At 59.9% G+C, this 14,940-nt stretch carries 13 protein-coding genes; 6 read left to right on the top strand and 7 right to left on the bottom strand.

Translation table 11 applies throughout. The features are described 5' to 3' along the window. The first annotated feature begins 3 nt into the window (after positions 1-3). From LXM96_RS11985 to LXM96_RS11995, 3 genes are all read left to right on the top strand, one after another. On the top strand, positions 4-1,158 hold the full coding sequence (locus tag LXM96_RS11985; RefSeq protein WP_239998910.1) for a carbohydrate ABC transporter permease: 1,155 nt from the start codon (positions 4-6) through the stop codon (positions 1,156-1,158). 125 nt (positions 1,159-1,283) lie between these two features. Next, a complete protein-coding gene (locus LXM96_RS11990) occupies positions 1,284-2,372 on the top strand; it encodes an ABC transporter ATP-binding protein (RefSeq protein ID WP_239998732.1) in 1,089 nt (362 codons plus the stop codon). Positions 2,373-2,525: 153 nt separating this feature from the next. Then, positions 2,526-2,882, top strand: coding sequence for a hypothetical protein (locus LXM96_RS11995; protein ID WP_239998911.1), 357 nt, complete (start codon positions 2,526-2,528; stop codon positions 2,880-2,882). Between the two features lie 51 nt (positions 2,883-2,933). Here the strand turns inward: LXM96_RS11995 and edd are convergent, their stop codons facing one another. From edd to LXM96_RS12020, 5 genes are all read right to left on the bottom strand, one after another. After that, positions 2,934-4,751, bottom strand: a complete 1,818-nt coding sequence (edd, locus tag LXM96_RS12000) for a phosphogluconate dehydratase (protein ID WP_239998733.1) — start codon at positions 4,749-4,751, stop codon at positions 2,934-2,936. Positions 4,752-4,833: 82 nt separating this feature from the next. Next, positions 4,834-5,535: a 6-phosphogluconolactonase gene (pgl, locus tag LXM96_RS12005; RefSeq protein WP_239998912.1), complete on the bottom strand. Its 702-nt coding sequence runs from the start codon at positions 5,533-5,535 to the stop codon at positions 4,834-4,836. A gap of 1 nt (position 5,536) precedes the next feature. Beyond that, the gene (gene zwf / locus LXM96_RS12010) at positions 5,537-7,009 is read right to left on the bottom strand and encodes a glucose-6-phosphate dehydrogenase (RefSeq protein WP_239998734.1); all 1,473 of its coding nucleotides are present in this window, start codon (positions 7,007-7,009) and stop codon (positions 5,537-5,539) included. Between the two features lie 86 nt (positions 7,010-7,095). After that, entirely contained in the window at positions 7,096-8,385 is a 1,290-nt protein-coding gene (locus tag LXM96_RS12015; protein ID WP_239998735.1) for an NAD(P)/FAD-dependent oxidoreductase, read from the bottom strand. 10 nt (positions 8,386-8,395) lie between these two features. Beyond that, positions 8,396-9,844, bottom strand: coding sequence for a glutamine synthetase family protein (locus tag LXM96_RS12020; RefSeq protein ID WP_239998736.1), 1,449 nt, complete (start codon positions 9,842-9,844; stop codon positions 8,396-8,398). Positions 9,845-10,017: 173 nt separating this feature from the next. On the opposite strand from LXM96_RS12020, the gene LXM96_RS12025 reads away from it, so the two are divergent. Both LXM96_RS12025 and LXM96_RS21600 read left to right on the top strand, forming a co-directional pair. Further along, the gene (locus tag LXM96_RS12025; protein ID WP_239998913.1) at positions 10,018-11,154 is read left to right on the top strand and encodes a BaiN/RdsA family NAD(P)/FAD-dependent oxidoreductase; all 1,137 of its coding nucleotides are present in this window, start codon (positions 10,018-10,020) and stop codon (positions 11,152-11,154) included. Positions 11,155-11,291: 137 nt separating this feature from the next. After that, entirely contained in the window at positions 11,292-11,426 is a 135-nt protein-coding gene (locus tag LXM96_RS21600; protein ID WP_262913618.1) for a hypothetical protein, read from the top strand. Positions 11,427-11,639: 213 nt separating this feature from the next. On the opposite strand, the gene LXM96_RS12030 is transcribed toward LXM96_RS21600, so the two are convergent. Both LXM96_RS12030 and aceA read right to left on the bottom strand, forming a co-directional pair. Then, positions 11,640-11,876, bottom strand: a complete 237-nt coding sequence (locus LXM96_RS12030; protein ID WP_239998737.1) for an SMc00767 family acetate metabolism repressor — start codon at positions 11,874-11,876, stop codon at positions 11,640-11,642. A 59-nt stretch (positions 11,877-11,935) separates the two neighbouring features. Further along, entirely contained in the window at positions 11,936-13,225 is a 1,290-nt protein-coding gene (aceA, locus tag LXM96_RS12035) for an isocitrate lyase (protein WP_239998738.1), read from the bottom strand. A 220-nt stretch (positions 13,226-13,445) separates the two neighbouring features. Between aceA and LXM96_RS12040 the strand changes: the two genes are divergently transcribed. Beyond that, on the top strand, positions 13,446-14,864 hold the full coding sequence (locus LXM96_RS12040; RefSeq protein ID WP_239998739.1) for a helix-turn-helix domain-containing protein: 1,419 nt from the start codon (positions 13,446-13,448) through the stop codon (positions 14,862-14,864). Positions 14,865-14,940 lie beyond the last annotated feature (76 nt).

Here is a 14,940-nt window from a genome sequence, read left to right on the forward strand (position 1 = left end):
TCGATGGCAATGGGAATCCGCCGTGTAGGCCTGCCACGCCTCCTTCTCCACCTTTCCGTTCTGCTGATCGTCATCCTCTGGCTTGTCCCGACAGCCGGTATCCTCATCACCTCGATCCGTGACAGGGACCAGATTACCACCTCGGGGTGGTGGACCGCGTTCTCAAGCTCTACGCAGACGCAGGCGGCTCGTCTGGGCGCTCCGTCTGCAGCCCAGCAACAGGGCTCAAACTACGTCATATCCGGAAACGTGTTCGAAGACGGCGTGGAAGGCAAAGTCCGCGAGTTCGGCATACGGATTGCCGATCCAAGGGAGTTTGAGGCGGGGGAGACGGCGGATCTCGGCGAGGGGGAGACGCTCGTCATCAACGAGGACGGGACCTACATCCATAGCAAGACAGGTCCCTTCGACGGGGAGCGAGGGCGACGGGTTTACTTGGCCGTTGCCACACCGCCCGTTTTCACGACCGAAAACTACGAATCCGTCCTGACATCGCAGGGCATTGGGCAAGCTTTTGTCAATTCCCTGACTGTCGCAGTTCCGTCCACGATCATCCCCATTCTCATTTCTGCGTTCGCCGCCTATGCGCTTTCGTGGATGGAGTTTCCTGGACGTGCGCTCCTCATCGCGCTGGTTGTGGGGCTGATCGTTGTGCCGCTGCAAATGTCGCTGATTCCCCTTCTTCGTCTCTACAATGAGGTCGGCTCTCTGTTGGGTGTGCCGTCTCGAAGTTTTGTGGGTATCTGGCTGGCCCACGCAGCATTCGGGATGCCGCTCGCGATCTACCTGCTGCGCAACTACATCGCGGGCTTGCCAAAGGAGATTATTGAGTCCGCCCGCGTGGATGGCGCTAGTGACTTTGAGATCTTCATGAAAATCGTTCTTCCCCTGTCCTTCCCGGCGCTGGCATCGTTTGCCATTTTCCAGTTTCTCTGGACGTGGAATGACCTCTTGGTCGCCATGGTCTTCCTTGGCACGAGCCGCGACCAAGTAGTTCTGACGGGCGCTCTGAACGCCCTGCTTGGTTCGATGGGAGGAAACTGGGAGATACTGGCAGCATCCGCGTTCATCACGATCATCGTCCCGGTTCTCGTGTTCTTTGCGCTCCAGCGATATCTGGTGCGGGGTCTGCTGGCAGGCTCCGTAAAAGGAGGATGAGCAAGATCGCCATCTGAAACACAGATCTGTTGGAGCCGCAGGACGTGATTTTAGGAGACGTCGTGTAGGATTGTGGGCAGGCAAGTTCTTTCCGTTGCAGGCTACGAAAACAAGAGGGGGGTTGCATGACCGGCGTCGTCTTGAAGGACATCCGGAAGGCCTATGGGCAAATCAAGGTAATCCACGGCATCGACCTGGAAATCCAGCAGGGAGAATTCGTCGTCTTCGTGGGCCCCTCGGGCTGTGGGAAGTCCACCTTGCTGCGTATGATCGCGGGGCTTGAGACGATCACTGGCGGTGAGTTGTTCATCGACAACCAACTCGTCAATGAGGTGCCCCCATCCAAGCGTGGAATCGCGATGGTCTTTCAATCCTACGCGCTTTACCCGCACATGACCGTATACGACAATATGGCCTTCGGGATGCGGATAGCACGTGAAAGCAAGACCGAAATCGACCGACGCGTGCGCGCGGCGGCGGATATCCTGCAGCTGGCGCCTTATCTCGATCGACTACCCAAGGCCCTGTCGGGTGGCCAGCGGCAGCGTGTAGCCATCGGGCGGGCCATTTGCCGAGACCCCAAGGTTTTTCTTTTCGACGAGCCGCTGTCAAATCTCGACGCCGCCTTGCGGGTCGCTACGCGCATCGAGATTGCCAAGCTGAAGGAGTCGATGCCGGATACCACGATGATCTACGTGACCCACGACCAGGTGGAGGCGATGACCCTTGCGGACCGGATCGTCGTACTCTCCGCGGGCCGGATCGAACAGGTGGGACCACCGCTCGCACTCTACGAGCGGCCGCAGAACCTGTTTGTGGCGCGCTTCATCGGATCTCCCGCGATGAACATCATTCCGTCGCGGATAACGCAGACAGGAGACACAACGACCGTCACGCTGCCCGACGGCAAGGCGGTGAAACTGCCTGTAGCGACCCATGCGCCCGAGATGGGCAAAGCAGCGAGCTTCGGGGTGCGACCCGAGGACCTTTCCGTTGTCGAAGGCGATGACTTCCTGTTCGAAGGCAAGGTCGCAATAGTGGAAGCGCTGGGTGAGGTCACCTTACTGTACCTCGAGCCGATCGGGGACCATGAGCCGATCATCGCCAAGATGCCCGGGATCTTCGCTGCCAGAAAGGGAGATACGATCCGCTTGGATGCGGCGCAGGACAAACTTCATCTGTTCGATGCTGACGGCAGGACCTACCGAACCTAAAGGATGCGGAGGTCATTCCCGGACGACGTTGGCTTTGTCCGAAAACCCTTCGTTAAGCTTGAACGGCTAGCGTTCTTTCGCTTGATAAGGAGATAGGTCGTGGGCATCCACAGCGGCGGCAAGAACCACTTTCTGAACAAGGAACAGTCATTCATGTACGACCGTGAGCCACGGTTTCGAATGGAAGACACGATGAATGCCGCTCGCATCGAATATACCGAAAAGGGCGTGATGAACATGGCTTCGCGGCGCTGCGACGTGCTGCGAATCTCGATGAGCGGAGCAGTTCTCGGCTTACTCACCCAATACAAGCTGCCGGAGCAGTTCTACCTCGATATCCCCGATGCGCGGATCACGAAGGTAGGATGCTTGCTGATGAAGACTTACTCCAACAACACGATCGAGGTGCGCTTCCTCAAGCTTCTGACGCAGAAGGAGCTGGATAGGATCTTTGTGTTCAGCACCCACCCTGCGCATCGCGACAGGGTTCTGGATATCCGCTCCTGGTAGACGAATAAACCGTATCAGGCAAAACGGCGGCTTCCGTGGCGTCCGCCCTGTTCAGGCAAAGACGCTGGCTCCCAGGTCGGCCGGACCGGCATTGCGCCGGAAGACCGAGAACAACTCGCGGCCCATCCCGAACTCATTGCCTGCCAGTTCCGCCTTCGCAGGTTCGCGAGCCGCGAACTCTTCGGCATCGACCAGCACTTCCAGCGTACCCTGTGCCGCATCCAAGCGGATGATGTCGCCATCGAGGATGCGGGCGATGGATCCACCATCGGACGCCTCGGGTGTTACATGGATGGCTGCGGGCACCTTGCCGGACGCGCCGGACATGCGACCATCCGTAAGGAGCGCGACCTTATAGCCACGGTCCTGTAGGACTCCGAGTGGTGGCGTCAGTCGATGCAGTTCTGGCATTCCGTTCGCTTTTGGTCCTTGGAAGCGGACGACGGCGACGAAATCCCTATTGAGTTCGCCCCGCTTGAAGGCGTCCTGTAGTTCCTGCTGGTCATTGAACACGAGGGCCGGGGCTTCAACGACATGCCGCTCCGCCTTGACCGCGGAAATCTTGATCACAGCCTTACCGATATTGCCTGTTAGCATCTTCAAGCCGCCGTTCGACTGGAAGGGCTCCTCGATCCTCGCGAGAACCTTCGGGTCGCCACTCTCTTCCTGCACCGGATCCCGAACCACGATGCCATCCATGCCGAGCTTCGCTTCGACCGTATAGGCGTCAAGGCCGTGACCGACAACAGTCCGGACGTCGTCGTGCAATAGCCCACCCTTCAACAACTGCTTGATCAGGAATCCCATGCCGCCGGCGGCATGAAAATGGTTCACGTCGGCAAGTCCGTTCGGATAGACCCGGGCGATCAGCGGTACGACATCCGAGAGTTCGGATATGTCTTGCCAGGTCAGCTGAATGCCTGCCGCACGGGCCATGGCGACCAGATGTAGCGTATGGTTGGTCGACCCGCCTGTTGCGTGCAGGCCGACGACGCCATTGACGATCGAGCGCTCGTCAATCATCTCACCGGCCGGTGTGAATTCATTCCCCAAGGCAGTGATCGCGAGAGCGCGTTTTGCCGCTTCCTTTGTCAGCGCATCCCGCAGCGGTGTGCCCGGATTGACGAAGGAGGCCCCGGGCAGGTGGAATCCCATGATCTCCATCAGCATCTGGTTGGAATTTGCGGTGCCGTAGAAGGTACAGGTTCCCGGGCCATGATAGGACTTTGATTCAGCCTCCAGCAGTTCATCGCGGCCAACCTTGCCTTCGGCATAAAGCTGGCGGATGCGTGACTTCTCGTCGTTCGGCAAGCCGGACGTCATGGGGCCCGCCGGGATGAACACGGACGGTAGATGGCCGAAGGAGAGGGCGGCAATGACCAAGCCTGGGACAATCTTGTCGCAGATTCCCAAAAAGACGGCCGCATCGAACATGTTGTGCGACAGCCCGATTCCCGCTGCCATCGCGATAGCATCCCGGGAGAAGAGCGAAAGCTCCATCCCTGGTTGGCCCTGGGTCACGCCGTCACACATCGCCGGCACTCCACCGGCCACTTGCGCAACACCGCCGACTTCCCGCGCCGCCTCGCGGATGATCGGCGGGAAGGTTTCATAGGGCTGGTGTGCCGAGAGCATGTCGTTATATGCGGTGATGATTCCTAGGTTGGGAACCACGTCACCAGCGAGATCACTCTTGTCCCTGGGAGAGCAGGCGGCAAAGCCATGGGCGAGGTTGCCGCAAGAAAGGACTGCACGATGCGGCCCCCGCGAGGCTGCTGCCCGGACTCGCTCGAGATAGGCCTCGCGGTGAGGCTTTGAGCGCTCCACGATACGTGCTGTGATTGCTTCTATGCTGGAGTGAGCAGCCATGGCCATATCCTTTGTTCAGGAGCATGTCGCTTTGACGTGGCAGACGCCCCGCCGGGTGCTCCGCAAGATTTGCTTCAGATCTTCACGGGGCCCAGTAGATACCTACCGGTGAAGCGGCCCGGTTGAGTACTGCGCGTATAGGCATCTCGTTTTCGTCGGTGCCGGACTGCGCCTTCTTCAGAACGTCCTTTTTTGCCTCACCCTCGATGTGGAGCACGAGCAGGTTTGCGTCGCTCAGGCTCGAGAAGGAGAAGGTGAGGCGCAGTTCATCGGCCCCAGGTGCTTCCATTGAGATGACACAGCGCGGCGCGGACGGATCGAGCGCTTCCGCGAGATGATTTCCGCCCGGAAAAAATGATGCCGTATGTCCGTCGCCCCCCATCCCCAGAATGACGACGTCGAAGGGTCTGGAAACGTCTTCGGTCTCCTGCGTCGCACGCGCTGCGGCCTCCTCGACATCGGGGCAATCATGGAAGAGAGGTATGAAGCGGGCAGCCCGTGCTTGATGTTGCAGGAGGTTGTCACGAACGAGGGCATGATTTGAACGCGGATCGTTGACCGGCACGAAGCGCTCGTCCACCAAGGTCACGGTGACTCTATTCCAGGCGATATCGCGGGTGGACAGGGCCTGGAAGAACTTCTTCGGCGTCGACCCTCCAGACACTGCAATGCTGGCCCGGCCCTTTGCCTCGATGGCCGCAGCTAGCCGATGCGACACCTGGTCTGCAAGCTTCTCCGCCAGCGTGGACGCATCCGCAAATTCGTGCATTGAGAGTTCAACCATATCACGATTCATGCCACGTCCGCCCGTCGCGTTCGATCAGTGCTATAGCCTGACTAGGACCCCAGGTTCCTGCTGTGTAGCCTTGAACAGCCTGGCCGGTTGCTTCCCAGCCGGAAAGGATGGGGTCGATCCACTGCCAAGCGGCCTCGACCTCGTCGCGGCGCATGAAGAGGGTCTGATTGGAGCGGATGGTGTCCATCAAAAGGCGCTCATAGGCGTCGGGATGGCGCACTGAGAACGCTTCAGCAAAGCTCATGTCGAGCGAGACACACCGCAACCGCATGCCGCCTGGGCCGGGGTCCTTGATCATCAGAGACTGCTTCACGCCCTCGTCGGGCTGCAGGCGAATGATCAACTGGTTTGCGTTGACGCGGCCGGCAGCGCTGTCGAAGATGCTGTGAGGGATCGGCTTGAAGGTGATGACGATCTCCGACACGCGATCGGCAAGCCGCTTGCCGGTGCGGATGTAGAAGGGCACGCCCGCCCACCGCCAGTTGCCGATCTCGGCCTTGATCGCGACGAAGGTCTCCGTATTGGAGACGCCGCCTTCCAACTCTTCAAGATAGCCTTTGACCGGGCCGCCTGAGGATGCGCCGGCACGGTACTGCCCCCGAACGGTCAACTGCTCGACATTGGCTTCCGTAATCGGCTTCAATGCGCGAAGCACCTTGAGCTTCTCGTCGCGCACTGCTTCGGCGCTCAACGAGGAGGGGACTTCCATCGCAACGAGACAGAGCAACTGGAGTATGTGATTTTGCACCATGTCGCGTAGCGCGCCAGCAGTGTCATAGTATCCCGCTCGGCCCTCTAGACCGACCGATTCCGCGACCGTGATCTGCACATGGTCGATATGCTCAGCGTTCCAAAGCGGCTCGTAGAGTGCATTGGCGAAGCGGAGCGCCATCAGGTTCTGCACCGTCTCCTTTCCGAGATAGTGGTCGATGCGGAAGATCTGGTCTTCAGGGAAGACCCTGCCGATCGTGTCGTTCAACTGCAAAGCCGATGCGAGGTCTCGTCCGATCGGCTTTTCGACGACGATGCGTGTCTGTTCGGTAATGAGCTTGTGGTCGCGGATCTTTTCGGAGATGGCGCCAAAGATCGAGGGGGCGACCGCCAGGTAGAAGGCACGAACGCTCTCCTCGCGCTCGTCCAGCAGCGTTTTCAGTTCACCCCATCCCTGATCCGACTTGGCATCGACCGCCACATAGAAGAGCCGCTTGCAGAATGTCTCGACCTCATCTTCCTTGTACTCACCGCGCTTGAGGTGCTTCTTCAAGGCCTCGCGGGCAAAGCTGCGATAGTCGTCGTTCGAAAGCGGGCTTCGTGAAGCGCCGATGATCCGCGTCGGTTCAAGGAATTGACCCTCGATCTGACGGTGATAGAGCGCAGGAAGAAGCTTTCGTTCTGCAAGGTCGCCCGAGCCGCCGAAGACGACGCAATCAAAGGGATCGACCGGTATTATCTGGCTGCTCATGGGGCTACTCGTTCAAATCGGCATTCACCGCTCTAGTAATCTAATCGATTTAATTATTCTACCCCTCAAGTCAGTTTTTGCCGGGGCTAAAGCCTGTCGCGAAGTGCAAACCAGGTCAGGGCGAGAAACAGCAACGGGTTTCGCAAACGTTGCCCGCCGGGGAAGCGCGGAACGTCCAGTGCCTCGAGGAGGTCAAGTCCATTGGGCGCGCCGGAAATACGATCCGCATACATCTTGCCACAGAAGTTGGACAACATCACACCGTGTCCGGAATACCCGCCAATCGAGGTCACGCCGGACAAAACCTCGCGCACGAAAGGCTGTCGAGGTAGCGTGATCCCAACATTGCCGCCCCAGGCATGGGTAATTTGGATGTCCTTCAGCGCCGGGTAGGTTTCAACGATCTGCTTTCGGATATAATCGGCAGTATCAGCGGGGTTTTTGGAGGAGTAGACTTCGCGGCCGCCAAACAGCAGTCGGTTGTCCTTCGACTTGCGGAAATAGCGCACAACGAACCGGGAGTCCGCGACAGCTTCTCCACCCGACAGCACATCGGGATGATCGTCCAGTGGCTCCGTCGCCGCAATAAAAGAACCAATCGGCATGATATGAGCCGCCGTTACCGGCTCCAGATCTTCGACGTAGCCATTGGTCGCGAGCAATACGCGATCGGCCGTGATCGTACCTGTTGCAGTGAGGAGCTCTATCCTGTTGCCCTGACGCTGCACGCGCGCGACCTTTGTCATCTCATACAGTTGCGCGCCTGCGGAACCGGCTGCACGAGCCAGTCCTACAAGAAGCTTCAACGGATTGATATGGCCTGTACCGGCGTCACGTACGCCGCAGTAATAGCGGGTTGAGCCGAGTCTCTCCGCAGTCTCCGCCCTGTCCATGAAGGAGAGGTGGGGATAGTCGTAGCGGTCGGCCGCGATCTCGGCATTGGCCCTGTAGTCCCGTTCCAGTCCTCGCTTGTGAGCCACGTTTATCTGGCCCGGCATGTAGTCCATGTCGATGCCGTGCTCGTCTGCGAAATCGAGTAGGTAGCGTTTGGCTCCTTCTGCCATCTCGAAAAGTGCCTTGGAGCGCTCGAAGCCGACCTGCTTTTCGAGTTCCTCCGGCCAAGCCCGCTGCCCAGTACCGAACTGCCCGCCGTTGCGGCCCGAAGCACCGTCGCCCAACCGATGAGCTTCAAGCAAGGCTACAGAGGTGCCACGTATGGCTAGATGGTAGGCCGCCTGCAGCCCCGTGAAGCCGCCGCCGACGATTGCAACGTCCACAGCCTTGGATTCACTGAGCGTCGGATAGGTGGGGCGATCCATCGAGGCTTCCTGATACCAAGAAATACCCGGAGCGATGGGGCTCTGCCACGGCGTCATGTCGCCCTCCTCAGACGTTGAGCAGCAGGAATTCACGTTCCCAGGGGCTGATCACCTGCATGAAGGTTTCGAACTCGCCGCGTTTTACGCCTGCATAAAGGCCGATGAACTCCTTGCCGAAGACCTCTGCCAGTGCCGGCTCCGCCTCCAGTTCCGAAACGGCCTCGAGCAGGCCTCTCGGCAGGTCGATCGTGCCTTCATTGGCAGTATGTTCCGTCGGCGGCTCCGGCTCCAGTCCCTTGGTTATGCCCAGCAGGCCGCAGCCGAGAGAGGCGGCAAGAGCGAGATAGGGATTGGCGTCCGAGCTCGGTAGCCGGTTCTCTACGCGACGCGCCGCCGCGTCCGAGACGGGAACCCTAAAGGCGGTCGTACGGTTGTCGTAGCCCCACGCATTGTTCACGGGAGCCGCCATGTCGGGCGTCAGACGACGATAGGAATTGACGTAAGGGGCCATCATCACGAGTGCCTTCGGCACGTAGTTTTGCATCCCGCCGATGAAGTGAAAGAACTCTTGAGACGGGCTCCCATCCTCATTCGAGAAGATATTGCGCCCGGTCTCGACGTCAATTACGGACTGGTGGATGTGCATCGCCGAACCCGCCTGTCCCTGCATCGGCTTCGCCATGAAAGTGGCATAGATGCCATGCTTCAGCGCCGCCTCCCGGATCGTCCGCTTGAACATGAAGACCTGATCGGCCAGTTCGATCGGATCACCGTGGCGCAGGTTGATCTCAAGTTGCGCAGGTCCCTCCTCGTGGATCAGGGTGTCAATCTCAAGGCCCTGCTTCTCCGAGAAGTGATAGATGTCGTCAATCAGTTCATCGAACTCGTTTATACCTGCAATCGAATAGCCCTGGCCACCCAGGATTGCCCGTCCAGACCGGCCCCGCGGTGGATGCAGCGGATAGTCCGGATCGTCATTCTTGGCCACGAGGTAGAACTCGATCTCTGGTGCTACGACAGGTCGCCACCCCCGCTCCCGGTAGAGCTCCACAACGTTCTTCAGCACGGCTCGAGGGGTATAGGGAACGCTCTCTCCACTCGTGCCGACGACATCGCAGATCACTTGCGCAGTGGGATCCGTTTCCCAAGGCACGACGGAAATGGTGGACAGATCAGGAACCAGCTTGAGGTCGCTGTCGCGCGGCTCGTAGCGAAAGCTCCCCGTCTCGTCCGGATATTCTCCGGAGATGGTATGCCGGTAGAGGGCGGAGGGGAGCGCGAGTGACGTGTTGGATGTGAATTTGGAAGACGGCATCATCTTGCCGCGGGGCACGCCGGCAAGATCCGGGGTGATGCATTCGATGTCCTCGATACCGCGAGTCCTCAGCCAGAGCGCCGCTTCCCGCCAGTCCCCTACGCCGCGAAGCGACGTCAGTGCCGGCTGCACGGGCGTATTGCCCGTCGACTTGAGGACTGCGCCTTGGGTCGAGGTGGAAGTGGTTTCTTTACGTGCCATGGGTCACCGGGGCGAGGTTGATCGAAGGCCGCATCATAGCCGCAGATCGTCAGTTGGCGAGAGGTCACCATTGACTTTGCGGAGATGATCTAAAACAGCAGGTCGACAAAAGAAGGAGCCTTCGCTTGGCCAGGAAGTTCGACGCGGTGATCTTGGGTGCGGGCGCTGCCGGCATGATGTGCGCGATCCGGGCAGGGAGCCGCGGTAAGAAAGTGCTGCTGCTGGATCATGCCAAAGCCCCCGGCGAAAAGATCCGGATCTCTGGTGGGGGACGCTGCAACTTCACCAACATTGATGCCGGGCCGAACAACTACCTCTCGCGCAACACCCATTTCGCAAAAAGCGCCTTGGCACGCTATACGCCCCGCCAGTTTCTTGATCTTGTGGAGCGTCACCGGATCCCTTGGCACGAGAAGACGCTGGGACAGCTCTTCTGCGACAACAGCGCCAAGGACATCATTCATATGCTGCTCGCGGAGATGCAGGCTGCGGACGTCGTGATGGAGCTGCAGCAGGAAGTCGCGGCGGTAGAAAGCATGTCGGCCGGCTTCCGCATTCGTCTTAAGGCCGGTGGCGAAGTCGAGGCGGGGGCACTTGTCATCGCGACAGGGGGAAAGTCCATTCCGAAGATGGGCGCCACCGGCCTCGCCTACCGTGTGGCGGACCAGTTTGGGCTCAATGTCGTTGAGACGCGACCGGGCCTGGTGCCGCTGACCTTGGACCCGCCAACCCTGGAGCGGCTCTCACCCTTGTCCGGTATCAGCGTTCCAGCCGAAGTACGTCACGGCAAGACGAGTTTCCGCGAGGCCGTTCTCTTTACTCATCGTGGACTGAGCGGACCGGCTATTCTTCAGATCTCCTCCTACTGGCGGGAGGGCAGTGCGATTGAGTTGAAGATCGGACCGGACATCGATTTTCTCGCGCTCTTGAAGGCGGCACGAAAGCATAACGGCAAGCAGGCGCCACAGACAGTGCTGGGGGAGGTGCTGCCGAAGCGACTGGCTCAGTTCCTGACGGAAAGCTCAACCGTCGGCGGCCAACTGGCGGACTTGTCCGACAAGGCTCTCGACGCGCTTCGCCAGACCGTCCAGGCGTGGTCGCTCACTCCGGCAGGGTCTGAGGGATATCGGACGGCGGAAGTCACAATCGGTGGCGTCGACACGAGCGAACTGGATTCGCGAACAATGGCCGCAAGACGCGTTCCTGGCCTCTACTTCATCGGCGAATGTGTCGACGTAACCGGCTGGCTGGGCGGCTACAATTTCCAGTGGGCCTGGGCCTCAGGGCATGTTTGCGGGGATGCGGTATAGGGGCGAGCGATTCAGGCGTTGTTAAGGGAAGGTGGGTGATCCTGCCTTATTGCCAGCCTATTTGCGCTGTTCAATGGCTGACATGCTCCCGCCGCGACATCGTAGGGAGCAAAACGACCGACATTGGGGATAGTCTCATGCAGAAAGCCCGCCGTGCTCAAGCCGTCGCTGTCGCTCAGGCCAAGGAGAGGGCATCGACGATGCGCCTGCGCCTCCTTGCCGTGAGCATTTGCGCAATTGCGGCTCTTCTTGCACTTCCTGCCGTCTTCTGAATCTAGCCTGTCGAGCGTTCTTTCGCCGGGAGTTGTATCGCGACGATACGGCGCCTCGTGCAGGTGCGTGAAACGCAGGTCTATGTAATTCAACAAAGGTTTCCTGCCGAACGAAACGGCGCACTCGCTGACAGTCGGAAACTCCGCTATATGCCGGAAACGGCGGCCTAATGCCGCCGTTCCGTTCTTGATTCTCGTGACTGGCACGGACGTCTACTGAGCCTGCGTCACGACCACCGGGATCAGCAGGTCTCCCCAGTTCCCGCCTCCGCCATGATGGCGGGCTGAGCGAACGAGCTCGACTGAGACACCGGCCTCCACCGCCTTCATCACCGACTGGTTGAGCCTATGCAGGTCATTGGCAAGCACCCGGATTGCCGCCTGCTGGTCGGAAGACATTGCAGAGGACTGTTCCTCGGCGCGTTCCTTGACTCGGGTCTGGACATTCATGGCATTTCTCCTCTTGTTTCCGGGGTTCTTGACGTCTCTCTCAGGGAAGAGGCGCATCATCACTCGGCGGCTGGTCGGAACTGCTCCGTTTCCGTCGATTCTTTCATTGCAGTGGTCGATGACATCCCGCCGGTGATCGCTAGGGAGACCGCGTCGAAATAACCGGTGCCGACCTCACGCTGGTGCTTGGTCGCGGTGTAGCCGTTGACCTCAGACGCGAATTCCGCTTCCTGCAGCTCCGAATAGGCCGCCATCTGGCGATCCTTGTAGCTGCGGGCGAGCTCGAACATTCCGTAGTTCAACTGGTGGAAGCCAGCGAGCGTGATGAACTGGAACTTGTAGCCCATTGCACCCAGCTCCTTCTGGAACTTGGCGATCGTCGCGTCGTCGAGGTTCTTCTTCCAGTTGAACGACGGCGAGCAGTTATAGGCGAGCTTCTTGCCCGGATGAGCCTTGTGAACGGCTTCAGCGAAGCGGCGCGCCTGCTCCAGATCCGGCTTGCCCGTCTCCATCCAGATCATGTCGCAGTGCGGAGCATAGGCGATCGCCCGGGCGATACAGGGCTCGATGCCGTTCTTGACCTGATAGAAGCCTTCTGCCGTACGGCCCGCATCGTAGTCGACGAAGGGACGGTCGCGCTCGTCGATGTCCGAAGTGAGAAGCTTGGCAGCTTCCGCGTCGGTCCGGGCGATGATCAAGGTGGGAACGCCCATGACGTCGGCTGCGAGGCGTGCGGCGTTCAGGTTGCGGATGTGGGCTGCCGTCGGAATCAGGACTTTGCCGCCGAGATGGCCGCACTTCTTCTCCGACGCGAGCTGATCCTCAAAGTGAACGCCCGCAGCGCCGGCCTCGATGAATGCCTTCATGATCTCAAAGGCATTCAACGGTCCGCCAAAGCCGGCTTCCGCGTCTGCAACGATGGGTGCGAACCAGGTGTCGACGGAAAGACCCTTTCCTTCAGCGGTCTCGATCTGGTCTGCGCGCTGGAGGGTACGGTTGATACGCTTTGCGAGCTCCGGCGCCGCGTTCGCAGGGTAAAGCGACTGGTCCGGGTACATTGCGGAGGCTGTGTTGGCGTCCGCAGCGACCTGCCATCCGGAAAGATAGATCGCCTTCAGGCCTGCACGGACCATCTGCATGGCTTGGTTGCCGGACAGGGCGCCCAACGCGTTGACGAAGGGCTCCTCGTTGATGAGCTTCCAAAGCCGAGTCGCGCCCATTTCGGCCAGCGAGTGCTTGATCTCGACCGAGCCGCGCAGGCGCTTGACGTCTTCTGCGGTGTAGGGTCGCTCGATGCCGTCGTAGCGCCCCTTCGGTGCGTTGGGGATCAAGTTGTAAAAATCTGTCATTTAATGCCCTCCTTAGCATTCTAAGTTATCCGGAGAGGCGAGACCGTGTCGCCCCTGCTTGTCACTGGATTTACAGCTTTGAACGCTTAAACGCGACAGAATGCATCGTTTCCGGTCCAAGAAACGGGTTACAATGTCTGAGGATTTGACTTCCGACAATGTGAAGATGTAAATCTTGTAAAGCCTTAGTGGCGACTAGATCTTGTAAAGAAGGTGACAAATGGCGGAACGCAAGATCTTTGCTGGTGCGAGAGTGCGGCGGGTCCGCATGAGCATGGGCCTGACGCAGTCGGCCATGGCGGACGGACTCGGCATCTCACCGTCGTACCTAAATCTCATTGAGCGCAACCAGCGCCCGCTGACCGTTCAGTTGCTGCTCAAGCTGTCGGCCGCCTACAAGGTCGACCTCGACATGCTTCAGGGTGAGGGCAATGGCCTTGCCGCCCAACTGCGAGAGGTTTTCTCTGAGCCGCTCCTTTCCGGCGAAATACCCGGCGACCAGGAAATTATCGAGGTTGCGGAGGCTGCACCGAACGCTGCACTCGGCGTAGTCAAGCTTTACCGCGCCTATCGCGAGCAGGCTGCCCGGCTGACCGACCTAGCAGATATGCTCGCCCAGGAGGGGCACCAGACATCGGTCGCCGGAGCAAGGCTCCCGATGGACGAGGTTCGGGAGCAACTGGAGCGTCGCCAGAATTTCTTCGCGGGCATTGAGGATGCGGCGGAACAGTTCGTTGAGCGGCTGGGCGCGAGCGAAGACGTTGCATCCGGCCTGAGGTCTTGGCTGAAGGCCGAACACGGCATCGCCGTACGAACTCTGCCCGTGCACGCCATGCCCAATCTGCGTCGCCGCTACGACCGGCACACGATGCGGCTCTTCCTGTCGGAGCGGATGTCTCCCTTCGACCGCACACGGGAACTCGCCATGGAAGTCGCGCTCCTGGCTTTGGGCAAGGAGATCTCTATCGAACTCGACGCACTCTCGCTTTCAACGGGTGAGGCACGGCGTATCGCCCGCTTCGAACTTGCTCGTTACGCCGCGCATGCGTTGATGATGCCCTACGGCCCCTTTCTGACTGCCTCACAGCGCGTGCAGTACGACATCGATGTCCTGAGGTCCCGGTTCAACGTCTCGTTTGAGCAGGTCGCGAACCGGCTGACGAGCCTGGCGCGGCCAGGAGCTGCCGGAATCCCGTGGTTTCTTCTCGAGCTTGACCACGCGGGCAACGCGATCCGCCGGGCGGGTGCCCAGGGATATCCGAAGGCAGCGTTCGGTGGGCAGTGTCCGAAGCTCGGAATCCACTCTGCCTTCGCGCAGCCGGGACAGGTCCTGGCGGAAGCTGTGGAAATGCCGGATGGAAGCACATTCCTCACCGTCTCGCGAACGGTGGAAGCCCCGCAAGCAGCCTTTGGGGAGCGGCTGAGGCGCACGGCGATCTTGCTCGGCTGCGAACTGCCTCTGGCAGCCGACACGGTCTACGGACCTGCTGTGGCAGCGGCGTCAGCGAGAGTGCTGGCGGGGGCGGCCTGCCGTCTATGCGAGCGGCAGGGTTGTCTGGCGCGCGCCGAGCCGCCGCTCACCCGGCCCCTCGGGCTCGACGAAATGGTTGCTGGGTTGAGCGCCTTCGACTTCCAGTGACGGTCTTGTTGCACTGCCGATTTTTGGCTTGTGGTGCCCGCCTTTCCTTCTTAGTCTCACGCCAGGGAACAGAGGC

The sequence above is a fragment of the Rhizobium halophilum genome (assembly GCF_021648825.1).
Lineage (GTDB): Bacteria > Pseudomonadota > Alphaproteobacteria > Rhizobiales > Rhizobiaceae > Neorhizobium > Neorhizobium halophilum.

Coding starts and splice junctions, on each gene's coding strand:
- LXM96_RS11985 (WP_239998910.1), top strand. CDS start 4: ATGGCAATGGGAATCCGCCGTGTAGGCCTGCCACGCCTCCTTCTCCAC.
- LXM96_RS11990 (WP_239998732.1), top strand. CDS start 1,284: ATGACCGGCGTCGTCTTGAAGGACATCCGGAAGGCCTATGGGCAAATC.
- LXM96_RS11995 (WP_239998911.1), top strand. CDS start 2,526: ATGTACGACCGTGAGCCACGGTTTCGAATGGAAGACACGATGAATGCC.
- edd (WP_239998733.1), bottom strand. CDS start 4,751: ATGGCTGCTCACTCCAGCATAGAAGCAATCACAGCACGTATCGTGGAG.
- pgl (WP_239998912.1), bottom strand. CDS start 5,535: ATGGTTGAACTCTCAATGCACGAATTTGCGGATGCGTCCACGCTGGCG.
- zwf (WP_239998734.1), bottom strand. CDS start 7,009: ATGAGCAGCCAGATAATACCGGTCGATCCCTTTGATTGCGTCGTCTTC.
- LXM96_RS12015 (WP_239998735.1), bottom strand. CDS start 8,385: ATGACGCCGTGGCAGAGCCCCATCGCTCCGGGTATTTCTTGGTATCAG.
- LXM96_RS12020 (WP_239998736.1), bottom strand. CDS start 9,844: ATGGCACGTAAAGAAACCACTTCCACCTCGACCCAAGGCGCAGTCCTC.
- LXM96_RS12025 (WP_239998913.1), top strand. CDS start 10,018: ATGATGTGCGCGATCCGGGCAGGGAGCCGCGGTAAGAAAGTGCTGCTG.
- LXM96_RS21600 (WP_262913618.1), top strand. CDS start 11,292: ATGCAGAAAGCCCGCCGTGCTCAAGCCGTCGCTGTCGCTCAGGCCAAG.
- LXM96_RS12030 (WP_239998737.1), bottom strand. CDS start 11,876: ATGAATGTCCAGACCCGAGTCAAGGAACGCGCCGAGGAACAGTCCTCT.
- aceA (WP_239998738.1), bottom strand. CDS start 13,225: ATGACAGATTTTTACAACTTGATCCCCAACGCACCGAAGGGGCGCTAC.
- LXM96_RS12040 (WP_239998739.1), top strand. CDS start 13,446: ATGGCGGAACGCAAGATCTTTGCTGGTGCGAGAGTGCGGCGGGTCCGC.